This window comes from Pseudomonas edaphica (assembly GCF_005863185.1).
GTDB lineage: Bacteria > Pseudomonadota > Gammaproteobacteria > Pseudomonadales > Pseudomonadaceae > Aquipseudomonas > Aquipseudomonas edaphica.
This window is the reverse complement of record NZ_VBVZ01000251.1, coordinates 1-8,546: the sequence shown is the minus strand read 5'-3', so window position 1 is coordinate 8,546 and position 8,546 is coordinate 1. Positions and strand designations below refer to the sequence as shown.

9 protein-coding genes and 1 tRNA gene are annotated in these 8,546 nt (G+C 58.2%); 2 read left to right on the top strand and 8 right to left on the bottom strand.

The window, feature by feature from the left end:
• The 8 genes from ychF to FEM54_RS17325 all read right to left on the bottom strand — a co-directional run.
• On the bottom strand, positions 1-1,020 hold a 1,020-nt coding region (ychF, locus tag FEM54_RS17360; protein ID WP_138452111.1), incomplete at its 3' end, for a redox-regulated ATPase YchF.
• 21 nt (positions 1,021-1,041) lie between these two features.
• Positions 1,042-1,626, bottom strand: coding sequence for an aminoacyl-tRNA hydrolase (gene pth, locus FEM54_RS17355; RefSeq protein WP_010213318.1), 585 nt, complete (start codon positions 1,624-1,626; stop codon positions 1,042-1,044).
• 168 nt (positions 1,627-1,794) lie between these two features.
• Positions 1,795-2,394, bottom strand: coding sequence for a 50S ribosomal protein L25/general stress protein Ctc (locus FEM54_RS17350; protein WP_017137642.1), 600 nt, complete (start codon positions 2,392-2,394; stop codon positions 1,795-1,797).
• 139 nt (positions 2,395-2,533) lie between these two features.
• Complete coding sequence (locus tag FEM54_RS17345) at positions 2,534-3,475, bottom strand: ribose-phosphate pyrophosphokinase (protein WP_003208392.1); 942 nt, start codon at positions 3,473-3,475, stop codon at positions 2,534-2,536.
• A gap of 46 nt (positions 3,476-3,521) precedes the next feature.
• Positions 3,522-3,596, bottom strand: a tRNA-Gln gene (locus FEM54_RS17340).
• 37 nt (positions 3,597-3,633) lie between these two features.
• Entirely contained in the window at positions 3,634-4,437 is an 804-nt protein-coding gene (gene ispE, locus FEM54_RS17335) for a 4-(cytidine 5'-diphospho)-2-C-methyl-D-erythritol kinase (RefSeq protein ID WP_178110933.1), read from the bottom strand.
• A 49-nt stretch (positions 4,438-4,486) separates the two neighbouring features.
• Positions 4,487-5,104, bottom strand: a complete 618-nt coding sequence (lolB, locus tag FEM54_RS17330) for a lipoprotein insertase outer membrane protein LolB (protein WP_017137640.1) — start codon at positions 5,102-5,104, stop codon at positions 4,487-4,489.
• A 4-nt stretch (positions 5,105-5,108) separates the two neighbouring features.
• Positions 5,109-6,833 (bottom strand): tetratricopeptide repeat protein, encoded by a 1,725-nt coding sequence (locus FEM54_RS17325; protein WP_017137639.1) that lies wholly within the window; start codon positions 6,831-6,833, stop codon positions 5,109-5,111.
• 182 nt (positions 6,834-7,015) lie between these two features.
• On the opposite strand from FEM54_RS17325, the gene hemA reads away from it, so the two are divergent.
• Positions 7,016-8,305, top strand: a complete 1,290-nt coding sequence (hemA, locus tag FEM54_RS17320) for a glutamyl-tRNA reductase (protein ID WP_017137638.1) — start codon at positions 7,016-7,018, stop codon at positions 8,303-8,305.
• A partial coding sequence (locus tag FEM54_RS17315; RefSeq protein WP_138452109.1) for a PCRF domain-containing protein occupies positions 8,302-8,546 on the top strand: 245 nt, incomplete at its 3' end. The genes hemA and FEM54_RS17315, both read left to right, overlap by 4 nt.

Here is an 8,546-nt window from a genome sequence, read left to right as displayed (position 1 = left end):
CTCGGTGCCGGCTTCACCCTTGTACTGGATGAAGTCGTTGTAGGCGATGACTTCGGCGCGAATAAAGCCTTTTTCGAAGTCGGTGTGGATCACGCCGGCGGCCTGTGGTGCAGTGGCACCGACCTTGACGGTCCAGGCGCGGACTTCTTCAACACCGGCGGTGAAGTAGGTCTGCAGGTTGAGCATTTCGTAGCCGGCGCGGATCACGCGGTTCAGGCCAGGCTCTTCCAGGCCCAGGGCCTCGAGGAACATGTCTTTTTCTTCGCCGTCATCGAGCTCGGCGATTTCCGCTTCGATCTTGTTGCACACCGGCACCACGATAGCGCCTTCTTCGTCGGCGATGGCCTTGACCACATCCAGCAAAGGGTTGTTCTCGAAGCCGTCTTCGGCAACGTTGGCGATGTACATCACAGGCTTGGTGGTCAGCAGGTGGAAGCCTTTGATCACGGCTTTCTTGTCGACACCCATGTTCTTCATCAGGCTGCGTGCCGGCTTGCCTTCGGTGAAGTGTGCGATCAGTTGTTCCAGCAGGCCTTTCTGAACCACTGCGTCCTTGTCACCGCCCTTGGCGTTACGCGCGACTTTCTGCAGTTGCTTTTCGCAGCTGTCGAGGTCGGCGAAGATCAGTTCCAGGTCGATGATCTCGATGTCGCGTTTCGGGTCAACGCTGTTGGAGACGTGAATCACGTTCTCGTCTTCAAAGCAGCGGACCACGTGGGCGATGGCATCGGTTTCACGGATGTTGGCCAAAAACTTGTTGCCCAGGCCTTCACCTTTCGACGCGCCGGCTACCAGGCCCGCGATGTCGACGAACTCCATGGTGGTCGGCAGGATACGCTTGGGATTGACGATCGCCGCCAACGCGTCCAGGCGCGGGTCTGGCATCGGCACGATACCGCTGTTGGGTTCGATGGTGCAGAAGGGGAAGTTCTCCGCCGCAATACCGGACTTGGTCAGGGCGTTGAACAGGGTGGATTTGCCGACGTTGGGCAGGCCGACGATGCCGCAATTGAATCCCATGGTGTTTCCCCTCGGTAAGAGTCAGGCCTTCTGGCTGTGCAGGTTTTTCATCGCGCGGTTCCATTCACCGGCGAAGATATCCGGCAGCACGCCGAGGGCAAAGTCGATGCTGGCATCGAGTTTTTCCTGTTCGGCGCGTGGCGCACGACCCAGGACGAAATTTGAAACCATACTGGCAACGCCTGGGTGGCCAATGCCGAGCCGCAGACGGTAAAAATTATTCTGATTACCCAACTGCGCAATGATGTCGCGCAGGCCATTGTGGCCGCCATGCCCGCCGCCTAACTTGAGTTTGGCAACGCCGGGTGGCAGGTCCAGTTCGTCATGGGCCACCAGGATTTCTTCGGGTTTGATCCGGAAGAAGCCCGCAAGCGCCGCGACAGCCTGGCCGCTGCGGTTCATGTAGGTGGTAGGAATCAGCAGACGAACATCCTGACCCTGGTGCGAGAAGCGCCCGGTCAGGCCAAAATATTTGCGATCGGCCACAAGGTTCACACCTTGTGCGTGGGCGATACGCTCAACAAAAAGGGCCCCCGCGTTATGCCGGGTCTGTTCGTATTCGGCGCCTGGATTTCCCAGGCCAACGATCAGTTTAATGGCAGTCACGACAGGGGCCCTTCCTTTGGAGTTGTGGATAACATCGCCGCAACCTGTGTGCGGCGAAAGCGGTCAACAAAAGATCATTTACTCAAGAGTAAACGCCGCGTTATCGCCCGCTTTCTCGCTACGTTCCGGTCCGCGATGTTTCCTCAAGCTCCGACATTACAGAGTGAATTACTCTGCAGCGCCTTCTTCAGCTTCTGGTGCAACGCGTGGAGCGTGAACGTTTGCAACAGCTTTGTCATCACCGTGAGCCAGTGCAACAAACTCAACGCCTTTAGGGGCTTTGAGGTCGGACAGGTGAACGATGTCGCCGATTTCCAGAGCCGACAGGTCGACTTCGATGAACTCAGGCAGGTCTTTCGGCAGGCAGGTCACTTCGATCTCGGCAACAACGTGCGAAACTTCGCCGCCTTTCTTGACCGGAGCTTCTTCACCAACAAAGTGCACAGGCACGATAGCGGTCAGTTTCTGACCGGCTACTACGCGTACGAAGTCAGCGTGCAGCACGTGGCCTTTGGCTGGGTGACGTTGCAGGGCCTTGATGATGACGTTCTGCTTCTTGCCACCAACATTCAGCTCGATGATGTGGCTGTAGGCCGCATCGTTTTCGAGCAGTTTGGCGATTTCTTTGGCCAGCATGCTGATGGATTCAGGGGCTTTGTCGCCACCGTAAACTACAGCTGGAACCAGGCTTGCGAGACGACGCAGGCGGCGGCTCGCACCTTTCCCCAGGTCGGAACGCGCTTCAGCATTCAGAGTAAAATCGTTCATGTTGTATCTCCAAAATAACCACATTCGCCCCAGCGTTTGCGACCAGCGCTAAAGGCGATATGGGCAAAAAAGCCCCGCCCCAACAGAATGCTGGGGCGGGGCGCTTTTCGTCAGTGGGATGTTTCGTAAGGTTTGACCCTTATCGGAACATCGCGCTGATCGATTCTTCGTTGCTGATGCGGCGAACCGCTTCGGCAACTACCGGTGCGATATCCAGTTGACGGATACGCGAACAGGCTTGAGCTGCTGCGGACAACGGGATGGTGTTAGTCACCACCAGTTCGTCCAGCATGGAGTTCTCGATGTTCTCGATCGCTCGGCCCGACAGCACAGGGTGTGTGCAGTAGGCGAAGACTTTTGCTGCACCGTGCTCTTTCAAGGCTTTCGCCGCGTGGCACAGGGTGCCGGCGGTGTCGACCATGTCATCAACCAGAATACAGGTACGCCCTTCGACATCACCGATGATATGCATCACTTCAGAGTGATTGGCTTTCTCACGGCGTTTGTCGATGATCCCGAGGTCCACGCCCAGGGATTTGGCAACAGCCCGTGCACGCACGACGCCACCAATGTCCGGGGACACGATCATCAGGTTTTCAAAGCGCTGGTCTTCAATGTCATCCACCAATACTGGGGAGCCGTAGATGTTATCTACCGGAATATCGAAGAACCCCTGGATTTGGTCAGCGTGCAGGTCAACCGTGAGAACACGGTCGATGCCTACCACGGTCAGCATGTCAGCAACGACTTTCGCGCTGATAGCCACACGTGCGGAACGCGGACGGCGATCCTGACGGGCATAACCAAAGTAAGGGATTACAGCTGTGATTCGAGTCGCTGAGGAGCGGCGGAAGGCATCAGCCATCACGACGAGTTCCATCAGGTTATCGTTGGTCGGAGCGCAAGTCGGCTGAATAATGAAAACATCTTTACCGCGGACGTTTTCATTGATCTCGGCTGTAATTTCGCCGTCGGAGAATTTACCGACAGAGATGTCACCGAGAGGGATATGCAGCTGACGTACGACACGTCGAGCCAGATCGGGGTTGGCGTTCCCCGTAAAGACCATCATCTTGGACACGCGCAGTACCTAGAGGCTGAGGGTAACCTGGATGAGTATTAGAAAATGGCAGGGGCGGCTGGATTCGAACCAACGCATGGCAGGATCAAAACCTGCTGCCTTACCGCTTGGCGACGCCCCTGTATCTGTTGCAACGAGTACCCAGTACTCGGTTCCTTTTAGAGCAGACTTTGCAGCTTGCGATGCAACATCGAAACGTTGCTTCCCTTTGCTACAAACCCTGTAAGGGTCTCTGTAAGAAGGGCCGAGACTTTATCAGCTTCAGCTTTGCTTGGGAAGCCCCCAAACACACAACTTCCAGTTCCGGTTAATTTTGCTTCGGTAAATTTACCTAACAAATTCAAAGCGTTACGTACCTCTGGATAACGCCTTGCTACAACCGGTAAGCAGTCATTTCGACTGTTTCCCTTGGGAACGGGGCGCACTTTAATGGGAGGAGAGTTACGTGTCAACAGTGGATCTGAAAAAATTTCTGCTGTACTTACAGATACTTGCGGAACAAGCACGACATACCAAGGCTCTTCGGGGTATTCCGGGGTGAGTTTCTCCCCGACGCCTTCGGCAAAAGCCGCGTGCCCACGCACGAAAACCGGCACGTCGGCGCCCAGTGTCAGGCCCAGCGTGGCCAGGCGATCGTGGTCCCAGCCCAGTTGCCACAAGTGATTCAAACCGAGCAGCGTGGTCGCGGCATTTGAGCTGCCGCCACCGATGCCGCCGCCCATGGGCAAAATTTTATCGATCCAGATGTCGATGCCGAGTGAGCAACCGGATTGCGCCTGAAGTTTTTTCGCGGCCCTGACGATCAGATTGCTGTCGTGGGGCACGCCTTCGAATTCGGTGTGCAGCTGGATCACGCCATCGTCGCGCACGGCGAAGGTGAGTTCATCGCCGTAATCGAGAAACTGAAACAGCGTCTGCAACTCGTGGTAGCCGTCTTCACGGCGACCCAGAATGTGCAGCATCAAATTGAGTTTGGCCGGGGAGGGCAGTGTCAAGGTGGTGGCGGTCACGTTATTGCCCCAGCTTGCGCGGTTGCCATTCCTTGATCACCAGCGTGACGTCAAGGTCGGTGCCATGCAGTTTGATGCGCTCGGGCAGCCAGTAGGCGCCCTGTTGCACGTAGCTGAGGTATTCAACCTGCCAGCCATCCTGCTCAAGCGTGGCCAGGCGGCTGTCGCCGTTGAGGCTCAGCCTGCTTTTGCTGTCCGGCGCAGGCAGGCCGCGTACCCACCACACAAGGTGCGAAACGGGGAGCTTCCAGCCAATCTGTTGTTCCAGCAGTTCTTCCGGCGTGGCTGCCTCATAGCGGCCTTGATTGGCCACTTCCAGGCTCACTTGCCCTGGCCGGCCGGTCAGGCGCGCAGCACCGCGGCCAAGTGGCCCGGACAAACGGATATCGTAATAGTCCTGGCGCTGCAGCCAGAACAACGTGCCGCTGCCGGAATCTTTCGGCGCGCGAACCCCGACCTTGCCGTCGATCTGCCAGCCGTCGATGCTGCTGAGCTGCTCTTTGTGCTGTTTCCATTGCGCCGGGTTGCCCTGGCCTTCAACGGATTCACGACTGCCGATGCCCGCGCAACCGGCGAGCAGGGCGATGAAACTGAAAACAATAACGTGGCGCAAAAACATAAGCTTAAAGGGTCTCGGATCCGGTCAGGCGCTTGATGGTGCCGCGCAGGATGGGGCTTTCGGGTTGTTCCTTGAGGAATTTTTCCCAGATTTGTCGCGCTTCGCGCTGTTTGCCATTGGCCCACAGCACTTCACCCAGGTGGGCTGCCACCTCTTGGTCAGGGAAACGTTCGAGTGCCTGGCGCAGCAGGCGTTCGGCTTCGTCCAGATTGCCCAGGCGGTAATTCACCCAACCCAGGCTGTCGAGCACGGCCGGGTCTTCCGGGTTGAGCTTGTGGGCTTGTTCGATCAGCACCTTGGCTTCGGCGTAACGCGTGGTGCGGTCCGACAGGGTGTAGCCCAGGGCATTGAGCGCCATGGCATTGTCCGGGTCGCGCTTGATGATCAGGCGCAGGTCTTTTTCCATCTGCGCCAGGTCATTGCGTTTTTCCGCCTGCATGGCGCGGGTGTACAGCAGGTTCAAATCGTCGGGGTATTGCAGCAAGGCTTGTTGCAGCAATTTCCAGGCGCGTTCGCCCTGCTTGTTGGCCGACAGTGTTTCGGCCTGGATCAGGTACAGCTGGATCGCATAGTCCGGTTCGGCATCACGTGCCGCCGCCAGGCGTTTTTCCGCTTCGTCGGTGCGGCCGTTGCTCATCAGGATATCGGCCTGACGCAGCTGGGCCGGCAGGTAATCGTTGCCGGGGCCGACCTGGGCGTACTCAAGCAGCGCAGCCTGCGGGTCGTTGCGTTCTTCCGCGATGCGGCCGAGGTTCAGGTGCGCCGAATCCACATGGCTTTCGCGCTCGATCAGCTCCTCCAGATAACCCTTGGCCTCGTCCCAGGCCTTGGCTTCCAGGCAGACCAGTGCCAGGGAGTAACGCAGCTCGTCGTCGTCGGGGTATTGCTGGACCAGGTTGGCGAACTGCACTTTGGCGTCTTCCATGCGGTCTTGCTCCACCAGCATTCGCGCATAGGTCAGCAGCAAGCGCTTGTCGCCCGGGTATTTCTTGATGCTTTTTTCCAGCAGTGGAATCGCTTCCTTGCCGCGATTAAGGTTCTGCAGCAAGCGTGCGCGCAGCAGAATCGGGGCGATCTCGCCGTCTTCCGGCGGGTTCTGCTCCAGCAGCTTGAGGGCTGCATCGGCTTCATCATCCTGCTGCAGCAGCAAGGCTTTGCCGAAAATCAGCTGGCTGTTCTTCGGATGCTTTTGCAGCAGGCGGTCAAAACTCTTCATCAAGCCATTGCGCGTGTCCTGGTCAGTGTCGGCAGCCGACAGCGCGAGGAAGTCGAAATGCGTGTCGCCCTTGCCCTGCAGGACTTTCTCCATATACACCATGGAGTCGTCATAGCGCCCGGCGCGTGCCAGTTGCACGGCCGCCGCACGTTGCGCTTCCAGGTCTTGCGGAGCGTTTTTCGCCCAGATCAGCGAAGTATCCAGCGCGGCCTGGTCAGCGCCCAGGTATTCGGCGATGCGAAACGCACGCTCCGAAATGCCCGGGTCCTGGGTGTTGATGGCCTGGGTCACATAGTTATCCAGGGCAATATCGAAACGATTGCGCTGGCCGGCGAGTTCCGCGGTCAGCAGGCTGTAGATCGTTTCTTCATTGAACGAGGAGTAAACCTTGGGCTTTTCAGGGGCTGGGGCGCTGTCTTCGACCGGCGGCGTACCGTCCGGCGACACGGGTGCCAAGGCCTGGCAGCCGCTGAGGAAGACAAAAGCAAGGAGCAACGCGGAAGATCTATTCATATAGGAAGAGGACGACTAACCTGCGGTCGGATCATCATGACACAAGCCTTCGGCCAAACATAACCGAGTCTCAGTGGGCGCCTTTATAGGCACAAGCTACTAGGACAATAGACGACGGTGGTTGTTCTGGATCTTTCGAAGTAGGACAATTGTCGGCTTCCCGACATCATCAGCGATATTGAATGGCCTTCCTCGCACTCGGTATTAACCACAAGACTGCAACCGTAGACGTGCGCGAGCGCGTGGCGTTTACGCCAGAGCAGTTGGTTGAGGCCTTGCAGCAGCTCTGCCGGCTCACCGACAGCCGCGAAGCTGCGATCCTTTCGACCTGCAATCGCAGCGAGCTTTATATAGAGCAGGAACATCTCTCAGCGGATGTGGTGCTGCGCTGGCTGGCCGATTATCACCATTTGGATCTCGAGGACCTGCGCGCCAGTGCATATGTGCACGAAGAGGATGCGGCAGTTCGTCACATGATGCGCGTCGCCGCAGGGCTCGACTCGCTGGTGTTGGGCGAGCCGCAGATCCTCGGCCAGATGAAATCCGCCTACGCCGTGGCCCGCGAGGCTGGCACCGTCGGCCCGTTGCTTGGCCGTTTGTTCCAGGCTACGTTCAATTCGGCCAAGCAGGTGCGCACCGACACCGCCATCGGTGAAAACCCGGTGTCCGTCGCGTTCGCCGCCGTCAGCCTGGCCAAACAGATTTTCAGTGACTTGCAGCGCAGCCAGGCGCTGTTGATCGGCGCCGGTGAAACCATCACCTTGGTCGCTCGCCACCTGCATGACCTGGGCGTCAAGCGTATCGTGGTCGCCAACCGCACCCTGGAGCGCGCGAGCATCCTGGCCGAGCAGTTTGGCGCCCACGCGGTGTTGCTCTCGGACATCCCGGCCGAGCTGGTGCGCAGCGATATCGTCATCAGCTCCACCGCCAGCCAGTTGCCGATCCTGGGCAAAGGCGCGGTCGAGAGCGCGCTGAAGCTGCGCAAGCACAAACCGATCTTCATGGTGGATATCGCTGTTCCCCGTGATATCGAGCCTGAAGTCGGCGAGTTGGACGACGTTTACCTCTATAGCGTCGATGATCTGCACGAAGTGGTCGCCGAAAACCTCAAGAGTCGCCAGGGCGCAGCCCAGGCCGCCGAGGAAATGGTCAGCACCGGCGCCGAAGACTTTATGGTGCGCCTGCGTGAGCTGGCGGCGGTCGACGTGCTTAAGGCGTATCGTCAGCAGGGTGAACGCCTGCGCGATGAAGAATTGATCAAGGCCCAGCGCTTGCTGGCCAACGGCAGCAGCGCCGAAGAAGTGCTGATGCAATTGGCACGTGGCCTGACCAACAAATTGCTCCACGCCCCCAGCGTTCAGTTGAAAAAGCTTACCGCCGAAGGCCGCCTCGATGCGCTGGCCATGGCCCAGGAACTCTTTGCCCTCGGTGAGGGCGCGTCAGATAGCTCTTCGGATAAAAAACCGCAATGAAAGCGTCACTGCTCAATAAACTGGACGTGCTCCAGGACCGTTTCGAAGAACTGACCGCCTTGCTCGGCGATGGCGAGGTCATCTCCGATCAGACCAAGTTCCGCGCCTATTCCAAGGAATACGCCGAAGTTGAGCCGATTGTGGCCACCTATAAAAGCCTGATGAAAGTGCAGGCCGACCTCGAAGGCGCCCAGGCGCTGCTCAAGGACAGCGACCCGGACATGCGTGAAATGGCCGTGGA

Coding starts and splice junctions, on each gene's coding strand:
- FEM54_RS17350 (WP_017137642.1), bottom strand. CDS start 2,394: ATGAACGATTTTACTCTGAATGCTGAAGCGCGTTCCGACCTGGGGAAA.
- ispE (WP_178110933.1), bottom strand. CDS start 4,437: ATGCTGCACATTCTGGGTCGCCGTGAAGACGGCTACCACGAGTTGCAG.
- lolB (WP_017137640.1), bottom strand. CDS start 5,104: ATGTTTTTGCGCCACGTTATTGTTTTCAGTTTCATCGCCCTGCTCGCC.
- FEM54_RS17325 (WP_017137639.1), bottom strand. CDS start 6,833: ATGAATAGATCTTCCGCGTTGCTCCTTGCTTTTGTCTTCCTCAGCGGC.
- hemA (WP_017137638.1), top strand. CDS start 7,016: ATGGCCTTCCTCGCACTCGGTATTAACCACAAGACTGCAACCGTAGAC.